This is a genomic window from Bradyrhizobium algeriense (genome assembly GCF_003062295.1).
In the GTDB taxonomy this organism is placed as follows: Bacteria; Pseudomonadota; Alphaproteobacteria; order Rhizobiales; family Xanthobacteraceae; genus Bradyrhizobium; species Bradyrhizobium algeriense.
In genome coordinates, this window is sequence record NZ_PYCN01000001.1 from 345,593 (window position 1) to 361,280 (window position 15,688).

Annotated in this window: 15 protein-coding genes; 10 read left to right on the plus strand and 5 right to left on the minus strand. The window is 63.5% G+C overall.

The features are described from left to right. Positions 1-151: 151 nt before the first annotated feature. The 3 genes from C7G61_RS01675 to C7G61_RS01685 all read left to right on the plus strand — a co-directional run bounded on the left by C7G61_RS01675 (position 152) and on the right by C7G61_RS01685 (position 5,124). On the plus strand, positions 152-1,207 hold the full coding sequence (locus C7G61_RS01675) for an acyltransferase family protein (protein WP_108512795.1): 1,056 nt from the start codon (positions 152-154) through the stop codon (positions 1,205-1,207). A 106-nt stretch (positions 1,208-1,313) separates the two neighbouring features. After that, a complete protein-coding gene (gene polA, locus C7G61_RS01680; RefSeq protein WP_108512324.1) occupies positions 1,314-4,388 on the plus strand; it encodes a DNA polymerase I in 3,075 nt (1,024 codons plus the stop codon). A 100-nt stretch (positions 4,389-4,488) separates the two neighbouring features. After that, complete coding sequence (locus C7G61_RS01685; RefSeq protein ID WP_108512325.1) at positions 4,489-5,124, plus strand: LysE family translocator; 636 nt, start codon at positions 4,489-4,491, stop codon at positions 5,122-5,124. 38 nt (positions 5,125-5,162) lie between these two features. Here the strand turns inward: C7G61_RS01685 and C7G61_RS01690 are convergent, their stop codons facing one another. Then, positions 5,163-5,789 carry a glutathione S-transferase family protein gene (locus C7G61_RS01690; RefSeq protein WP_108512326.1) on the minus strand — a complete coding sequence of 209 codons (627 nt, stop codon included), beginning with the start codon at positions 5,787-5,789 and terminating at the stop codon, positions 5,163-5,165. Between the two features lie 226 nt (positions 5,790-6,015). On the opposite strand from C7G61_RS01690, the gene pyrE reads away from it, so the two are divergent. Together pyrE and C7G61_RS01700 are read left to right on the plus strand one after the other, a co-directional pair. Further along, positions 6,016-6,579, plus strand: coding sequence for an orotate phosphoribosyltransferase (gene pyrE / locus C7G61_RS01695; protein ID WP_108512327.1), 564 nt, complete (start codon positions 6,016-6,018; stop codon positions 6,577-6,579). Between the two features lie 249 nt (positions 6,580-6,828). Then, positions 6,829-7,638, plus strand: a complete 810-nt coding sequence (locus tag C7G61_RS01700; RefSeq protein ID WP_190241616.1) for a DUF2865 domain-containing protein — start codon at positions 6,829-6,831, stop codon at positions 7,636-7,638. A gap of 102 nt (positions 7,639-7,740) precedes the next feature. Here the strand turns inward: C7G61_RS01700 and C7G61_RS01705 are convergent, their stop codons facing one another. Then, entirely contained in the window at positions 7,741-8,172 is a 432-nt protein-coding gene (locus C7G61_RS01705) for a hypothetical protein (protein ID WP_108512329.1), read from the minus strand. A 169-nt stretch (positions 8,173-8,341) separates the two neighbouring features. Here C7G61_RS01705 and C7G61_RS01710 point away from each other — a divergent pair, with 169 nt between their 5' ends. Beyond that, positions 8,342-8,572: a hypothetical protein gene (locus C7G61_RS01710; RefSeq protein WP_108512330.1), complete on the plus strand. Its 231-nt coding sequence runs from the start codon at positions 8,342-8,344 to the stop codon at positions 8,570-8,572. Between the two features lie 19 nt (positions 8,573-8,591). Here C7G61_RS01710 and C7G61_RS01715 read toward each other — a convergent pair whose 3' ends face one another. Then, entirely contained in the window at positions 8,592-8,822 is a 231-nt protein-coding gene (locus C7G61_RS01715; protein WP_108512331.1) for a hypothetical protein, read from the minus strand. A gap of 241 nt (positions 8,823-9,063) precedes the next feature. Here C7G61_RS01715 and C7G61_RS01720 point away from each other — a divergent pair, with 241 nt between their 5' ends. The 3 genes from C7G61_RS01720 (at position 9,064) to rocF (ending at position 13,745) form a co-directional block, all read left to right on the plus strand. Beyond that, entirely contained in the window at positions 9,064-11,604 is a 2,541-nt protein-coding gene (locus C7G61_RS01720; protein WP_420836732.1) for a glycogen/starch/alpha-glucan phosphorylase, read from the plus strand. A 229-nt stretch (positions 11,605-11,833) separates the two neighbouring features. Then, a complete protein-coding gene (locus C7G61_RS01725) occupies positions 11,834-12,652 on the plus strand; it encodes an acyl-CoA thioesterase (RefSeq protein ID WP_108512332.1) in 819 nt (272 codons plus the stop codon). A gap of 118 nt (positions 12,653-12,770) precedes the next feature. Then, positions 12,771-13,745 (plus strand): arginase, encoded by a 975-nt coding sequence (gene rocF, locus C7G61_RS01730; RefSeq protein ID WP_108512333.1) that lies wholly within the window; start codon positions 12,771-12,773, stop codon positions 13,743-13,745. On the opposite strand, the gene C7G61_RS01735 is transcribed toward rocF, so the two are convergent. Continuing rightward, positions 13,742-14,296, minus strand: a complete 555-nt coding sequence (locus tag C7G61_RS01735) for a cupin domain-containing protein (protein WP_108512334.1) — start codon at positions 14,294-14,296, stop codon at positions 13,742-13,744. The two genes, rocF and C7G61_RS01735, sit on opposite strands and share 4 nt — an antisense overlap. Beyond that, the gene (locus C7G61_RS01740; protein ID WP_244608121.1) at positions 14,281-14,796 is read right to left on the minus strand and encodes a sigma-70 family RNA polymerase sigma factor; all 516 of its coding nucleotides are present in this window, start codon (positions 14,794-14,796) and stop codon (positions 14,281-14,283) included. The genes C7G61_RS01735 and C7G61_RS01740 overlap by 16 nt, the downstream gene beginning before the upstream one ends. Before the next feature lie 282 nt (positions 14,797-15,078). Here C7G61_RS01740 and C7G61_RS01745 point away from each other — a divergent pair, with 282 nt between their 5' ends. Next, positions 15,079-15,687, plus strand: coding sequence for an RNA polymerase sigma factor (locus tag C7G61_RS01745; protein WP_190241618.1), 609 nt, complete (start codon positions 15,079-15,081; stop codon positions 15,685-15,687). Position 15,688: the final 1 nt, after the last annotated feature.

Here is a 15,688-nt window from a genome sequence, read left to right on the forward strand (position 1 = left end):
AATCCCGAATTCGCGGGCGTCTTAGAGCATTTTTCAGCAAAAGGGGAAACCGGAAAAAGCACAGAAAGCCGGCATGTCGCTTGTATGGATAAAGGAGAAAGCAACGGATCGGGCCGAAGATGCGGCCGCCTCGCGCCGAAAAGGGACACCGATGACTTTAAACGGCACAGCCGTCACCGAACGTTCCACCCGCATCGACTGGGTGGACTACGCCAAGGGCATCTGCATCGTCATGGTGGTGATGATGCATTCGGTGCTGGGCGTGGAAAAGGCGGCCGGTGACACTGGTTTCATGCATGCGTTCGTCATGTTCGCGCAGCCGTTCCGGATGCCGGATTTCTTCCTGATTTCAGGCCTGTTTCTCGCCGTCGTGATCGATCGCGACTGGCGCACCTATCTCGACCGCAAAGTCCTGCACTTCGCCTATTTCTACGTGCTGTGGATGACGATCCAGTTCGGCTTCAAGGCGCCGGGCTTCGCCGCCGAACAAGGCTGGCGCCATGTCGGATTGCTGTATCTGGAATCCTTCGTCGAGCCGTTCGGCACGCTGTGGTTCATTTATTTGTTGCCGGTATTCTTCGTCGTCACAAAACTGTCACGCGGCATCCCCGCCATCGCGATCTGGCTCGTCGCCGCGGCGCTCGAGACGGCGCATGTCGTGACCGGCTGGACGGTGATCGACGAATTTTGCGGACGCTTCGTCTATTTCTATTCCGGCTATCTGTTTGCTTCCTACGTGTTCGCGCTGTCGGATCGTTCGCGAGAGAAGCCGGCGCTGGCGCTGGCGCTGATTGGACTGGCGCTGTGGGCGCTTGTCAATGGTGGCCTCGTGATCGCGGACTTCAGCCATTGGCCGCTGATCTCGCTGGCGCTCGGGTTCGCCGGCGCCGGCGCCATCATCGTCATGGGAACGCTGCTGGCGCGGATGCAGTGGCTCAATTTCCTGCGCTATTGCGGCGAACACTCCATCGTCATCTATCTCGCGTTCTTCCTGCCGATGGCGGTGACCCGAACGCTGCTGCTGAAGACCGGCCTGATCGCCGATATCGGGGTGATCTCGCTGATCGTCACCGTTGCCGGCGTCGCAGGCGCAGTGGTGATCTGGCGGCTGGCGCTGGCGCTGCGCGCCGACTTCCTGTTCGAGCGCCCCGAAGCCTTCTGGATCGCGCCGAAAAAGGCCGCTCCGGCGCTGCAGCCGGCGGAGTAAGTCGTCGGCCCCGTAGCCCGGGGCGACGGCAATTTGGCTGTGCGGTAGCGACCAAAATCCACCTCACAAGGCTGTCATTCCGCGCAAAAATCCCTAAATTTCGGCCATGCCGAAATCAGCCCCCAAAGCCGCCGCGAAACCCGCTCCCGCCGCCAAAACCCCTGCCAAGGCGCCCGCCAAACAGCCTGGCAAGGGCGACCATGTCTTTCTGGTCGACGGTTCCGGCTACATTTTCCGCGCCTATCACGCGCTGCCGCCCCTAAACCGCAGATCCGACGGGCTGCAGGTCAATGCCGTGCTCGGCTTCTGCAATATGTTGTGGAAGCTGCTCCGCGAAATGCCGGAGGATAACCGGCCAACGCATCTGGCGGTCGTGTTCGATAAATCCGAGATCACGTTCCGCAACAAGCTCTATCCCGATTACAAGGCGCACCGGACAGCGGCGCCGGATGACCTGATCCCGCAATTTGCGCTGATCCGCGAGGCGGTGCGCGCGTTCGACCTGCCCTGCCTGGAACAGGTCGGCTTCGAGGCCGACGATCTGATCGCGACCTATGTCCGAATCGCCTGCGAGCGCGGGGCTTCCGCCACCATCGTGTCCTCGGACAAGGACCTGATGCAGCTCGTGACCGATTGCGTCACCATGTACGACACCATGAAGGATCGCCGGATCGGCATTCCCGAAGTGATCGAGAAATTCGGCGTGCCGCCCGAGAAAGTCGTCGAGGTGCAGGCGCTGGCCGGCGATTCCACCGACAATGTACCCGGCGTGCCCGGCATCGGCGTCAAGACCGCCGCGCAATTGATCATCGAATATGGCGATCTGGAACAACTGTTGTTCCGCGCCGGCGAGATCAAGCAGCCGAAGCGGCGCGAGGCCCTGATCGAGAACGCCGAGAAGGCGCGTATCTCGCGGCAACTGGTGCTGCTCGACGACAAAGTCGATCTTGAGGTTCCGCTCGACGACCTCGCGGTGCACGAGCCGGATGCGCGCAAGCTGATTGCCTTCCTCAAGGCGATGGAGTTCTCCACACTCACCCGCCGCGTGGCCGAATATTCGCAAGTTGACCCGGCGGATATCGAGGCGGATGCGGGTAACAAAAGCGGCGCCAGTGTTTTCGCGGTGCCGCCCTCGGGCAAGAAGCCGGAAGGCTATTCCGAGGGAGCGACGCTGTTCGATGCCCCGGGTTCTCCTTCCGCCTCGCCCTCAGGCAAGGGAAAGACGACACCGGACAAAGGCGCCGACAAGCAGGACAAGGCCGCGAGCCCCAAGGGAACGCCAATCTCACTCGCCGCCGCCCGCGCCGAAGCCGCACGAAAACTGCCGGTCGACCGGAGCAAGTATCAGACCATCCGTAATTTCGATGAGCTCAATGCCTGGGTTGCGCGGGCCTATGACGCCGGCACGTTTGCGATCGACGTCAAGGCGAGCTCGGGCGATCCGATGCAGGCCGACATCTGCGGTATCGCGCTGGCGCTGGCGCCAAACGACGCCTGCTATGTTCCGCTCACGCACAAGCAATCGGGCGGCGGCGCAGGCCTGTTCGACGCTGGCCTGGCACCGGACCAGATCACGGCCGCCGAGGCGCTGGCGGCACTGCAGCCGCTGTTGGAATCACCAGGCATTCTCAAGATCGGCTTCGACATCAAATTCAACGCCGTGATGCTGGCGCAGCACGGCATCACACTGTGCAATATCGACGATGCGCAATTGATGTCGTACGCGCTCGACGCTGGACGCAATTCACATGCGCTGGGGTCGCTCGCCGAACGTTGGTTTGGCCATGCCGTGATCGGCGAAAGCGAGCTAATCGGCAACGGCAAGAACAAGCTGACCTTCGATCAGGTCGCGATCGACAAGGCGACCACCTATTCGGCCGAGAGCGCCGACGTGATCCTGCGGCTGCATCGTGTGCTGAAGCCGCGGCTCGCCGCCGAACACATGACGACGGTCTACGAGACGCTCGAACGGCCGCTGGTCAGCGTGCTGGCGCGAATGGAACGGCGCGGCATCTCGATCGACCGGCAGGTGCTGTCGCGGCTGTCGGGCGAGTTCGCCCAGACCGCGGCCCGCGTCGAGGCCGAGCTGCAGGAGATCGCGGGCGAGCCGATCAATGTCGGCAGCCCCAAACAGATCGGCGACATTATCTTCGGCAAGATGGGAATAACCGGCGGCACCAAGACCAAGACCGGCGCATGGTCGACCTCGGCGCAGATCCTCGACGAACTCGCCGAACAGGGTCATGAGTTTCCGAAGAAGATTTTGGAATGGCGGCAGGTGTCGAAGCTGAAATCGACCTACACCGACGCGCTGCCGGAATATGTGCATCCACAGACCCATCGCGTGCACACGACGTATGCGCTGGCAGCTACCACCACGGGGCGGCTGTCGTCGAACGAGCCGAACCTGCAGAACATCCCGGTTCGCACCGAGGACGGCCGCAAGATCCGCCGCGCCTTTATCGCGACGCCCGGCCACAAGCTGGTGTCGGCGGATTATTCACAGATTGAATTGCGACTGCTGGCCGAGATCGCTGACATCCCCGTGCTGAAGCAGGCGTTCCGCGACGGGCTCGACATTCACGCCATGACGGCCTCCGAAATGTTCGGCGTGCCGATCAAGGACATGCCGGGCGAGGTGCGCCGCCGCGCCAAAGCGATCAATTTCGGCATCATCTACGGCATCTCGGCGTTCGGCCTCGCCAACCAGCTCGGCATCGCCCGCGAGGAAGCCTCCGCCTACATCAAGAAGTACTTTGAGCGCTTTCCGGGCATCCGCGCCTATATGGATGAGACCAAGGAATCATGCCGCAAGAACGGCTATGTCTCCACGCTGTTCGGCCGGAAGATGTACTACCCCGACATCAAGGCTTCGAATGCGTCGGTTCGCGCCTTCAACGAGCGCGCGTCGATCAATGCGCGCCTGCAAGGCACCGCCGCCGACATCATCCGCCGCGCGATGATCCGGATGGAAGATGCACTTGCCGCAAAGAAGCTTTCCGCGCAGATGCTCTTGCAGGTGCACGACGAACTGATCTTCGAGGTGCCCGACAACGAGGTGGCGGCGACACTTCCGGTCGTGCAGCACGTGATGCAGGACGCGCCTTTCCCCGCGGTGCTGCTCTCGCTGCCGCTGCAGGTGGACGCGCGCGCCGCGAATAATTGGGATGAGGCGCATTAGCCACGCTGTCATCGACAGAAATGTCCTCGGAGCAATATACGAAATGACATCGCGGTCCGACGCGCGCTAGAAACTTGCGAATTCCTCCCGCGAGTCTCCCATGCCTCACATTGCAACGCTGCTCGGTTTCGCGCTGGTCTCGCTCGGCATGGTGCTGACGCCCGGGCCGAACATGATCTACCTGATTTCGCGTTCGATCACGCAAGGGCCGGCAGCGGGGATCGTGTCGCTCGGCGGCGTGGCGCTCGGGTTTGTGTTCTACATGCTGTGCGCTGCGTTCGGCATCACGGCGCTGTTGTTCGCCGTACCTTACGCCTATGACGCGCTGCGCTTCGCCGGCGCCGCCTATTTGCTGTGGCTGGCGTGGCAGGCGCTAAAACCTAATGGGCGCTCACCGTTTCAGGTGAAGGAGCTGCAAGTCGACGGCCCGCGCAAATTGTTTGCGATGGGGTTCGTCACCAACCTGCTCAATCCGAAGATCGCGATGCTGTATCTGGCGCTGCTGCCGCAGTTCATCGATCCCGCCGTCGGCAGCGTGCTGACGCAGTCGCTGGCGCTGGGCGCGATCCAGATCGTCATCAGCGTCAGTGTTAACGCCATGATTGCGCTCGCCGCCGGATCGATCGCGCGCTTTCTCGGCACGCGGCCGAGCTGGCTTCTGGTGCAGCGCTGGCTGATGGGCACCGTGCTGGCGGGGCTTGCCGTGAAGATGGCGTTTGAAGCGAAGCGGGCGTGATCTTTCTTCCTTCTCCCCTTGTGGGAGAAGGAAGAAGCTCAATCCAATTTCGCTTCCATGCCGCGCTTGGTGGCCGGGCGGGCCATCAACGCGTTGTACCAGCGCTCGACGTTCGGAAAATCCTTCAGCTCCACCTTGTGGCGCGGGTGGCGCCAGGCCCAGCCGAGGATGGCGAAGTCGGCGACCGACAGGGCGTCGGCGACGAATTCGCGCCCCTCCAGCCGGCGGTCCAGCACGCCATAGAGCCGGCGCGTCTCGGCCATGAAGCGCTTCAGGCCATAGGCGCGGTCGGTTTCATTTTCCAGCGCGATAAAATGGTGCACCTGGCCCGGCATCGGCCCAAAACCGCCCATCTGCCACATCAGCCATTCATAGACCGGGATACGCTCCGCGAGCGGCTTGGGCAGGAACTTGCCGGTCTTCTCGCCGAGATAGAGCAGAATCGCGCCGGATTCGAAGATGCTGACCGGCTCGCCGCCGGGGCCGTCGGGATCGACGATCGCAGGGATCTTGTTGTTCGGACTGAGCTTGAGAAAGGCGGGTGCATTCTGCTCGCCCTTGGTGATGTTCACCGGGATCACCTTGTAGGGCAGCCCCATTTCCTCCAGCGCTACCGAGATCTTGCGGCCGTTCGGCGTGTTCCAGGTGTGCAGTTCGATCGTCATTTACGGTTTCCCCCAAGAGAAGCTTTGATAGAAGCTTTGGTAGAAGCTTTGGCCCTCCCGTAGCGCGGAACCAAAGGGCCTTACAACGGTCCTTTCCGAATGCCGTCCCTGCGTTCATCGGGCCGCCGCGGGACACCGTGCCCTGTTGACGGCACGAGATCAGCGCTGGAATGTGCCTGGCAGCGCCGATAGATTGCGCCCGGCCTGAAACCCCGGGGAAACCGCCTTGTCCAAATCCGCCTCCCGCGCCCGCCTCGCCGAGATCATCCGCAAGCGTTCGTTCGGGCGCGGCGAGATCACGCTGGCCTCGGGCCGCAAGAGCGACTTCTACTTCAACCTCAAGCCGACCATGCTCGACCCCGAAGGCGCGGCGCTGCTGGCCGAACTGACCTATGAGGCGCTGAAGGACGACAATCTCGATTTCGTCGGCGGGCTGGAAATGGGCGCAGTCCCACTGGCGGGCGCGATCGCGCAGCTGTCCTGGCTCAAGGGTCACCCGATCGCCGCCTTCTTCGTGCGCAAGAAGCCGAAGGAACATGGCGCCCGCCTCGCGGTAGAGGGGCTCGCCAAGGGCGAGACCTTGCAGGGCAAGCGCATCGTCATCGTCGAGGACGTCACAACGACCGGCGGCTCGGCGCTGAAGGCGGTGGAAGCCGTGCGCGACGCCGGCGGCGAGATCGTGCTGGTGTTGACCATGGTCGACCGCGAGGAAGGCGCGACCGAAACGTTCGCGGAAGCCGGCTTGGAGTTTCGTTCGCTCTACAAGGCCGGTGAATTCTTGAAGGCGTGAGGCTCGCCCTCTCCGTCCACACTGTCGTCATGCCCGGGCTTGACCCGGGCATCCACGGGCAAGGAAGACGTGGATGGCCGGGTCAAGCCCGGCCATGACGAGAGAGGGCGTACTTGCCGCGCTCGCCTCCGCATTTCTTTTCCGCCTTCCCGCCCCCGGTAAAAGCTCATTTACCATCCCCCGTTAAGGTTACCCCGAACTGAAGTCTATGGCGCTTCAGCGCGTCGGTTGCGTGGGGTGGAGTTGGCGTTGCGTACAGAGTTGGCTTTTTCGCGCGTGCGGCGCCGCGCGACGGTTGTGGCCGCCGCGACCCTTGCGGGCTCGCTTGCGCTGGCACCCGGCAGCGTCTCCGCCGAAGGTCTGTTCGATTTCCTGTTCGGCGGCGCCCAAAAGCCGCAGGCGCGGCAAGCCCCCGCGCAGGCGAACTTCTTCGCCGATCCGTTCGGCACCAATCAACCGGCCCATTCCGCGCCGGCGCCGCGCGTTGCGGGGTCTGGGCCTGCCTTCTGCGTGCGAAGCTGCGACGGCAAGTATTTTCCGCTGACCATGCGCGGCAACGCCACGCCGGTTCAGACCTGCCAGGCCTTCTGCCCGGCGAGCGTCACCAAGGTGTTTTACGGCAGTCATATCGACAGCGCGACCGCAGGCAATGGCGAGCGCTATGCCGACAGCGAAAACGCCTTCGCCTATCGCAAGGCGCTGCGCGCCGATTGCACCTGCAACGGCCGAAGCCCGTCCGGGCTGGCGCCGGTCGATCTCACGCTCGATACCTCGCTGCGCTCCGGCGATGTCGTTGCCACCACCGACGGCCTGGTGGCCTATACCGGCGTTCGCTTAGGGGCCGAGCAGACGGCGGAGTTCACTCCCGTCGCCTCCTATCCCGGCCTCACAGCAGATGTCCGCGCCCGCCTTGGCGAAATGAAGGTGGCGCCGGTCAGCGCCGAGATGGTCGCGGCCGGCGCGCCGCTTCCCGAGGCAAGACGCGACGCCGAACTGCCGACCGCCTCGATACCGAAGACAGTTGCGCCGAAGCCAGCGAAGCGTGCGGAAGTGAACTAGGCGATCTTGTAGCCCGGATGAAGCGAAGCGCAATCCGGGGCCGGTCTCGCACACTTTCCCGGATTGCGCTGCGCTCCATCCGGGCTACAAGGCTGACGTCGGCTACCGCCCGACGATGACGCCGATCACGTTTGGCGCCGACAGATATTTTTCCTCGATCGCCGCACGCGCCGCGGCGCGGTTTTCCGGCGTCAGCAAGCCGCGCTTCTCGGCCAGGATCATCCAGCAATAGCCCCACCAATCCGTCAGCATGCCCTGATCGTCGACGAGGTCGTAGCCTTGTTCGGCGGCAAAGATTCGTGCCTGCGCTTCATCCAGCGCGTCGAGAAAGGCGTGGTCCTCGACCGAAAACAGTTCGTCGCTGAAATCGTCCGTGGTGTAACCCCACACCGACATGCAGACCGCGTTGAACTCGCGGTCGATCGCGTCGTCGTCGACGAGCCGGCGGCGCGAGGCCTGATGCAGGCGCGACAGCGAGCGCGCGAAATCGGCGATACGGGTGAGAGCGAACTGATCGAAGGCGATGGTGGACATGTAGTCCTCACAAACTCGGATAGACCATAGATGTTGTGCCGGCACTGCGCCGAATCACAATGATATATCAAACACTTGCTAAAGTGTTCTTAATTTGTTCTGGTAGAGCAGCAAAATGTCCCCTATCAGAGATTGTCTTTCGGTGATTTGCCGCAAAGAACCGAGGACGATGGACGCGACGCAGGCTACCGAGATCCGGACCTTGTTACTGGAAGCGGCCGACGCGATCGACCGCACGAATGCGATCGTGTCCGCCCTCGACAGCGACGATCGGGCCCTGCTTGCCAAGCCTCTCGACGAGATATCGTCCGCCTTGCATTTCGAGCTGCTGCAAAAGCTCTATCTCCGCTACCCCGGACTTGCCGAGGAAGGCGAAGGCTGGAACGGCGCCACGGCATGAACCGTCCGGGCTCAATCCTTCACATCGCCGAGAGCAGCTTGTCGCCGCAGTAATTGGCGTAGAACTTTCCGCCGCATTGCCGCTTGATCGCCGCACAGCGCGCGGCGGGCGAAGCGCCTTGCGCAACACTGAAGGAACAGCTCAGGCCGTCGGCGCTCTTGCCGGCCTTGCCGGCGGCAAAGGCTGCGCTGGTCGCACTGATGCAGACAACCAACAACGCAGTGGCGACGATCTCTATCGTCAATCTCATGGCAGGCCTCCCGTTCTGGCGGCACACGTTTCCGTCACGCGTACTGGCACCCGGTTATCCCAGCGATCCCTCGGCTTTTGCACCCCAATTATATCACCAAAAGACGGCCGCCGGTGCCGCGAAATCGGCCCGGTCCTTGCATAAAATCATACCAGCGCAGTGCACAACGCACTCCGGCATACTCCGACGTTTCGATTGCCGGGCAAGGCGCGTATCTTCGTTCTGAGTCTCAATCGCAGGAATCGACGTATTGCAGGAACAAATCCCAGGAAACCATCCGGCCAGTTATCCGGCGCTGGATCAGCCGATCGACGAGCTGTCGCTGGCCGAAATCAAGGGCGCAATCCTCGCCAAGCTCCGGCTTGCGATCGGCAAGGACGCCGGCATGGCGACACGGCGCGACTGGTACAAGGCCGCGGCGCTGGCGCTGCGCGACCGCATCGTGCACCGTTGGCTGACGGCCGAGAAGGAGAGCTACGATGCCGGCAGCAAACGGGTCTATTACCTCTCGCTCGAATTCCTGATCGGCCGGCTGTTCACCGACGCGCTGAACAATATGGGCCTGCTGCCGGTGTTCGAGGCGGCGCTCGGCGATCTCGGCGTCGGGCTTGACGACCTGCGCAAATGCGAGCCGGACGCGGCGCTCGGCAATGGCGGCCTCGGGCGGCTCGCGGCGTGCTTCATGGAGAGCATGGCGACGCTGGCCATTCCCGCCATCGGCTACGGCATCCGTTACGATTTCGGTCTGTTCCGCCAGATCATCGCGCAGGGCTGGCAGCACGAATACCCGGACGAATGGCTGAGTTTTGGCAACCCCTGGGAATTCCAGCGGGCCGAGGTGGTCTACCACATCCATTTCGGCGGCTTTGTCGACCACGTCGACGACCGCGGCCGCGACCGCGCCACCTGGCGTCCGGCGGAAACCGTGCAAGCTGTCGCCTACGACACCCCGATCGTGGGCTGGCGCGGCCAGCACGTCAACGCGCTGCGGCTGTGGTCGGCGCGTGCGCCCGACCCGCTGCGGCTCGATGTCTTCAACACCGGCGATTATCTCGGCGCCGTCGCCGAGGAAGCGCGTGCGGAATCGATCTGCAAATTCCTGTATCCGAATGACGAGAGCTCTGCGGGGCGCGAACTCCGGCTGCGGCAGGAATATTTTTTCGTTTCGGCCTCGCTGCAGGACCTGATCAAGCGGCACCTCGCATCCGACGGGCAGTTGCGCAACCTCCCCTCCAAGGTCGCGGTGCAGCTCAACGACACCCATCCGAGCCTCGCCGTCACCGAGCTGATGCGCATCCTGGTCGACCTGCACAACTTCCGCTGGGACGAAGCGTGGAAGCTCACGGTGGCGACGCTGTCCTACACCAATCACACGCTGCTGCCGGAAGCGCTGGAGACCTGGCCGGTCGAACTGTTCGAGCGGCTGCTGCCGCGGCATCTCGAAATCATCTACCGCATCAATGTCGCGCATCTGGCGTTGGCGGATCAGCGCTGTCCCGGCGACATCGATTTCCGCGCTTCGGTGTCGCTGATCGACGAGAAGTCCGGACGGCGGGTGCGGATGGGGCAACTCGCTTTCGTCGGCTCGCACCGCATCAACGGCGTCTCGGCGATGCATTCCGACCTGATGAAGGAGACCGTGTTCCACGATCTCAACCATCTCTATCCCAGCCGCATCACCAACAAGACCAACGGCATCACCTTCCGCCGCTGGCTGATGCTCGCCAACCCGAAGCTGACCGGCCTGATGCGCGAGGTCTGCGGCGAGGCCGTGCTCGACGACTTCTCCCTGTTCGAGCGCCTCGAGGCCCGCGCCAGCGACAACGCGTTCCAGCAGCGTTTTCGCGAGGTCAAGCATCACAACAAGCTGGCGCTGGCGCGCCTGATCAACGAGCGGCTCCGCATCAAGATCGATCCGTCGGCGCTGTTCGATATCCAGATCAAGCGCATCCACGAATACAAGCGTCAATTGCTTAACGTCGTCGAGACCGTCGCACTGTATCAGGCGATCAAGGATGAGCCGCAGCGCGACTGGGTGCCGCGGGTGAAGATCTTCGCCGGCAAGGCGGCGGCGAGCTATCGCTATGCCAAGCTGATCATCAAGCTGATCAACGATGTCGCCGAAGTCGTCAACCACGACCCCGTCATCGCAGGAAGGCTCAAGGTCGTCTTCCTCGCCGACTACAATGTCAGCCTTGCAGAGGTGATCATTCCGGCCGCCGATCTCTCCGAGCAGATCTCGACCGCCGGCATGGAAGCCTCCGGCACCGGCAACATGAAGCTGGCGCTCAACGGCGCGCTCACTATCGGCACGCTTGACGGCGCCAATATCGAAATCCGCGACCATGTCGGCGCGGAGAACATCGCGATCTTCGGCATGGAGGCCGGCGACGTCATGGTCCGGCGCAAGCAGGGCCTGGATGCGACCGACGTGATCAGCCGCTCGCCGCGGCTGGCCCGGGCCATCACCGCCATCGAGAGCGGCGCGTTCTCGCCCGACGATCCCGCCCGCTTTGCCTCCATGGGTCACGCGCTGCGTTATCTCGACCACTACATGGTCTCGGCCGATTTCGATTCCTACTACGCGGCTCAGCGCGGCATCGACGCCCGCTGGCAGGTGGTGCCGGCCTGGACCCGCGCCTCGATCCTCAACGTCGCGCGGATGCCGTGGTTCTCCTCCGACCGCACCATCCGGGAATATGCCGAGGATATCTGGCACGTGCCGGTGCGCGCCGCCGCGCCGGTGCCGGAGACAAGCGCCCAGCGCGGGGTGACGCGGTAAATCCCGGGACGCGGGACGCCATTACCTCGGGCGTCATTGAATTCGGCCAAAGAGTCGCGATACTCCATCCGCCGTCATTGCGAGGAGCGTAGCGACGAAGCAATCCAGTTCTGCGGCGCGATGGATTGCTTCCGCCTTCGCTCTTCGAGCTACGGCGGACAAGTCGCTTCGCTCGCAATGACGGCATCTGCGGCAACCACGTCGCGTCTCTCAAGACTGAAGAGTATTCATGCTCACCAAGACCCCTCACCTTTTCGACAACGCCACACGCGTCACCGCCGGCGATAGCTGCTGGCAGGGCAGGACCAGCCCGGACTATTGGGCCTTCGTCGGCCCGTTCGGCGGCTGCACGGCCGCCACCATCCTGCGCGCGCTGATCGACCATCCGCAGCGGGCGGGCGATCCGCTGTCGTTGACCGTGAATTTCTGCGCGCCGGTGGTCGAAGGCGCCTTCGATCTCGACGTTCGCCTGGTCAAGGCCAACCGTTCGAGCCAGCACTGGTGCGTGGAGATGACGCAGGGCGGCGGTGACGTCGCAACGCTGGCCACCGCAATATTCGCCGAGCGCCGCCCGTCATGGTCGCACCAGCAGGCAAAATTTCCCGGCGCCACACCGTTCGAGCAGGCGCGCGCGTTCCCGAACACTCCGATGACGTGGACGCACCAGTATGATTTCCGCTTCGTCGAGGGCGAACCGAGCTTCTACGGCTCGCCGGCGTCGCCGCCGCTCGATGCGTACTCGAAGCAGTGGATCAGCGATCACGTGCCGCGAAAGATCGACATGCTGTCGCTGATGTCGATGTCGGATGCGTTCTTCGGCCGGGTATTTCTGGCGCGCCGGGAATTGATGCCGTTCGGCACGGTATCGATCACGACGTATTTCCACACGGCGTCGGACGACCTCGCGGCCGAGGATATCACGCGGGTGTTGGCTGTGGCGGATGCCAAGATCTTCCACAGGAGCTATGGCGACCAGAACGGCGAATTGTGGTCGCCTTCGGGACGCCTGCTCGCAACCACAACGCAAATCGCGTATTTTAAAGCGTAGCGGCGTAGGGTGGGCAAAGGCACGTTTGCGCCGTGCCCACCATCTATCCGGCTGGTGATCTTTATCGGTGGGCACGCTACGCTTTGCCCACCCTACAGTTCTTCGGAGGCCTCGCCTCATGTCCGAACGCGCCAGCCGACCAAAGATCGCCCTGCTCGGCGTCCCCATCGAGATCGGGGCTTCGCAACTCGGAACCTTGATGGGGCCGGACGCGCTGCGCACCGCGGGCATCGGCCGCATCCTCGGTCAGCTCGGCTTTGCCGTCGAGGACCACGGCAACATGGCCAAACCCGGCGTTGCTCCCGACGAGGGCCCGCCGCCGGCGAATGCCAAATACTACGACACCATCAAGGGCTGGATCCGCGAGCTCAGCAAGCGTTCCTACTCGCTGGCGAGTTCCGGCGCCGTTCCGATCTTCATGGGCGGCGATCATTCGCTCTCGATGGGATCGGTGAACGGCGTTGCGCGCTACTGGCAGGAGCAGGGCCGGCCGCTGTTCGTGCTGTGGCTCGATGCGCATGCCGACTACAACACGCCGCAGACGACGGAGACCGGCAACATGCACGGCATGTCGGCGGCCTTTCTGTGCGGCGAGGGCGGCCTCGACGGCCTGCTCGGTGACCATCCGCGCGCCTCGATCGGCCCCGACCAGCTCGACCTGTTCGGCATCCGCTCGATAGACCCGCTGGAGAAGCAGCTGGTGTTCGAGCGCCGCATCGCGATCGCCGACATGCGCGCGATCGACGAGTTCGGCGTCGGCGTGCTGATCCGCAAAGTCATCGATCGCGTGCGCGCCAAAAATGGCGTGCTGCATCTAAGCTTCGACGTCGACTTTCTCGATCCCGCGGTCGCGCCCGGCGTCGGCACCACGGTGCCGGGCGGCGCGACCTATCGCGAGGCGCATCTGATCATGGAGCTGCTGCACGATTCGGATCTGGTGCGCTCGGTCGATATCGTCGAGCTCAACCCGTTCCTCGACGAACGCGGCCGCACGGCGCGTGTCGCCGTCGAACTGATCGGCAGCCTGTTCGGACTGCAGATCACCGATCGCCGAACGCCGAGCAACGCGGTGTTGCCGGGCAACGGCACTTAGTGCTGATCGAGGCTCATCGCGACGTGCACGAGACAGCCATTCACGGTGCGCCCCGTCGGATGCGAGGATGACGGCGTCGCAACGTGGAAGTCGCCGGCCTTCAGGTTGAGATCGCCGAACGAGAGATCGCCCTCGAGCACCAGCGACTGCTCGTCCGCATCGTGCGAATGCGGATGATAGGATGCGCCGGGCGCCATCCGGATCAACAGATATTGCCGGTTCTGCGCGCGGTCGACATGCAGCAGGCGCCCCTTGATGCCGGGGCTGATTTCGAACCAGTTCGCCGTCCCCGCACGCTTGGTCACGGTGCCCGGCAAGTCGGCGCCTTCGCCCTCGATCCGGTCGAGAATCTTTTCGAACATGCCCGTTGGCGGCGGTTCGGCCTGTTCCGCCGGCAGATCGGAAAACATGCCCTCCCAGTACTCGACCTTGGCCCGCAGCGCCTCGTCCGATTTCAGTCGCTGGGCAAAGGCGCGGCTGTCCTCCTGGCCGAGCAGCCCGAGGACATACTCCGCCGCCTCGCCGGCCCCGGGCTTCACTGGCTTAGACATAGCTGCAACTTCTCAACAGCACGGTGAATCCAGGTCTTGATCGTTCCAACCGGCACAGCCGAATGCTCGGCCAGCTCCTCGTAGCTCAGCCCGTAATAATAGGCCAAAAGGACGGTTTGCCGGTAATTTTGTTCCAGAAGGCCGAGGCACCTTCGCAGGTCCGGCGCCAGGCCAGGATCGCGCGGCGCCTGATTTGAGAGCGCCTCGACCAGGGCCGCGACGCTCTCGTCGGTCAGCGACACCGGCCCGGTCCGGCGCGCCGGCAGCCGGTCGAGCGCGACACGGCGCACGACCGTTACCATCCAGTTCATCGCCTCGCCTTTGGCGGGGTCGTACAGATAGGACTTTTGCCAGACCCGCAGCATCGCCTCCTGAAAGGCGTCCTCGGCGGCGTTGCGGTCCCGCAGGATGCGGCTGCAAATCCCGAACAGGGTCGGTCCCGCCTGCTCGTACAGCCGACGGAAGGCCGCCCGGTCGCCTTCGGCGACAGACCTGAGCACCTGCCCCAAATCGTCCTCGGGAAACTGTCGCATTCTGAGCGGGATAGGCCGGATACACAATCAAGGGTGGCAGTTCCTCGCGGACTATAGGGCTCGGGAAGTTACGGTTCAACGGGCCCGGGTTTCAAACGAGGTCGATCCGCCGGCCACCAAGAAATCATCGCCGATGCGCCACCGCCGAAACTTTTTGCGCCGGGAATCCGTATTGGCGGCATACGGCCCATCCAACGCGGGATGTCCGGGTGGACGGGTCCGACGACAATCGAGCTTGAGGAAACCATGGTGAACGCGACGCCGCAGGGCACGACCGGACAACAGGACGGCAGAACGATCCTTCTGCAACTGCTCGCGGAAGTCGCGCACGGCAACAAATCCGCCTTCGCAAGGCTCTATGGCCTGACCCACGCCAAGCTGCTCGGCGTCGCGCTGCGCATCCTGAGAGACCGGGCGCTGGCCGAGGATGTGCTGCAGGAGAGCTATCTGAAGGTCTGGCGCCACGCTGCCAGCTACGATCCGGCGATCGCTTCGCCGATGACCTGGATGGCCACGATCGTCAGGCACGGCGCCATCGATGCGTTACGAAAGCGCCAGATCGAGGCGTTCGCCAGCGACGACTCGATGTCGGCGCTGCCCTCGAACGATCCCGATCCGGTCGACGAGATGCATCTCGCGCGGCTACGACCGAAGGCGCTGGCGGCGTTTGCGGCCCTGCCCGAAGACAAGCGCCGCCTGATCATGCTGGCCTATCTCAGGGACCGCAGCCGCCACGACCTGTCGATCCGGCTCGGCGTTCCCGCCAACACCGTCAAGACGCACTTGCGGCGGGCGCTGCTGGAGCTGCGCGCCACGATGTTTGCATCCATCGAGGCGAAGACGCACAGCGCGGCGTAAA

Coding starts and splice junctions, on each gene's coding strand:
- C7G61_RS01725 (WP_108512332.1), top strand. CDS start 11,834: ATGCTCACCAAGACCCCTCACCTTTTCGACAACGCCACACGCGTCACC.
- C7G61_RS01690 (WP_108512326.1), bottom strand. CDS start 5,789: ATGACGATCGAACTGCACACCTGGAACACGCCGAACGGCCGCAAGATC.
- C7G61_RS01735 (WP_108512334.1), bottom strand. CDS start 14,296: ATGTCTAAGCCAGTGAAGCCCGGGGCCGGCGAGGCGGCGGAGTATGTC.
- C7G61_RS01685 (WP_108512325.1), top strand. CDS start 4,489: ATGCCTCACATTGCAACGCTGCTCGGTTTCGCGCTGGTCTCGCTCGGC.
- C7G61_RS01705 (WP_108512329.1), bottom strand. CDS start 8,172: ATGTCCACCATCGCCTTCGATCAGTTCGCTCTCACCCGTATCGCCGAT.
- rocF (WP_108512333.1), top strand. CDS start 12,771: ATGTCCGAACGCGCCAGCCGACCAAAGATCGCCCTGCTCGGCGTCCCC.
- C7G61_RS01675 (WP_108512795.1), top strand. CDS start 152: ATGACTTTAAACGGCACAGCCGTCACCGAACGTTCCACCCGCATCGAC.
- C7G61_RS01710 (WP_108512330.1), top strand. CDS start 8,342: ATGGACGCGACGCAGGCTACCGAGATCCGGACCTTGTTACTGGAAGCG.
- polA (WP_108512324.1), top strand. CDS start 1,314: ATGCCGAAATCAGCCCCCAAAGCCGCCGCGAAACCCGCTCCCGCCGCC.
- C7G61_RS01715 (WP_108512331.1), bottom strand. CDS start 8,822: ATGAGATTGACGATAGAGATCGTCGCCACTGCGTTGTTGGTTGTCTGC.